The 1300-nt window shown below is 48.0% G+C and carries 1 protein-coding gene; it reads right to left on the bottom strand.

Annotated features, from left to right (window positions below):
• The coding region (locus CVS27_RS21770; RefSeq protein WP_243400301.1) for a nucleoprotein at positions 1-1214 on the bottom strand (1214 nt) is incomplete at its 3' end.
• Positions 1215-1300 lie beyond the last annotated feature (86 nt).

Here is a 1300-nt window from a genome sequence, read left to right as displayed (position 1 = left end):
TTATTCATGTCAAAGGAAGGCACGATCGGGTTCGTTGCCTTTTCGTCCGAGAGCTCGAAGACTCCCCGCCCCTGGAACGACACATCTTCTGGTCTGGCGCTTTCCATCATCCTTATGATTTCAGTCCTCATGTCAGACGTTCTACCCTCTGTATTTCCTGTAAATGCTGCCATAATGGTTGCTCTTTCGAAGGGAAGATTTCTCTGTACCGAGAAAGTGGGTTGAACGCTGACCTGTCCTGCAGATGCCCTCTGTTGGTTGGTGTTTCCTCCGCTTCTGGTTCTTATAGCCCAATATCTGCTTCTCAGCTCAAGAGTGTTGGATTCCATTGCTTCTATGTTCTCATTCGAAGCAATTTGAACTCCTCTAGTGGACAGCTGTCCTCTTGGGACCATTCTTGTCCCTCTGATGAAGCTTGAGACCCTAAGGTCCTCAAATGCTGCAGAGTGGCATGCCATCCAAACTAACTGGCTCTTATGTGCTGGGTTCTCGTTTGGTCTAACGAGACTAAAGACTTGGCTGTTTTGAAGCAGGCGGAAAGGATCTATTCCAACCAGGGAGTATCCTTCTCTCTCAAAGTCATATCCACTGGCCACTGCAAGTCCGTATACACAAGCAGGCAAGCAGGATTTATGAGCCACTGATCCTCTCAGGATGAGTGCAGACCTTGCCAGAAAAATGAGATCTTCAATTTCAGCATTCCCCGGGTTTCTGCTCTCTCGCACTTGATCCATCATTGCTCTTTGTGCTGCTGTTTGGAATTTCCCTTTGAGGATGTTGCACATCCTCTCATATGCAATCCTTGTTCTTCTTCCATTTTCGCCTCTCCAGAAATTCCGATCGTTGATCCCTCGCTTTATCATCCTAATCAGTTCCATCACCATAGTCCCTATTCCCTTTACTGCTGCACCTGCAGCTCCAGATCTCCTCGGAAGAGTTGATCCTTGCATCAGAGAGCACATCCGGGGGTCCATTCCAGTACGTACGAGAGCTCTCGTTCTCTGATAGGTGGCATCATTCAGGTTGGAATGCCATATCATCAGATGAGTAAGACCAGCAGTTGCATCCTCTCCATTGTTTGCTTGTCGCCAAATCCTCCTGATTTCCTCTTTGTCATACAGGATCAGCTCTCTTACCCATTTTCCGTCTCTTCTCCTGTAAATAGGACCTCCAGTTTTCTTAGGATCTTTCCCTGCACTAGGGTGTTCTTCCAAGTATCTGTTTCGTGTCTCCTCTGCTGCTGCGCGTAGCCTTTCCTTTCTGGACGTTTGCGGTGAAAAATCAGGGCAACGGCAATGCC

This window comes from Arthrobacter glacialis (assembly GCF_002909445.1).
GTDB classification, from domain to species: Bacteria; Actinomycetota; Actinomycetes; order Actinomycetales; family Micrococcaceae; genus Specibacter; species Specibacter glacialis.
Note: the sequence above shows the minus strand (reverse complement) of the source record. Positions and strands in the feature narration are given on the sequence as shown.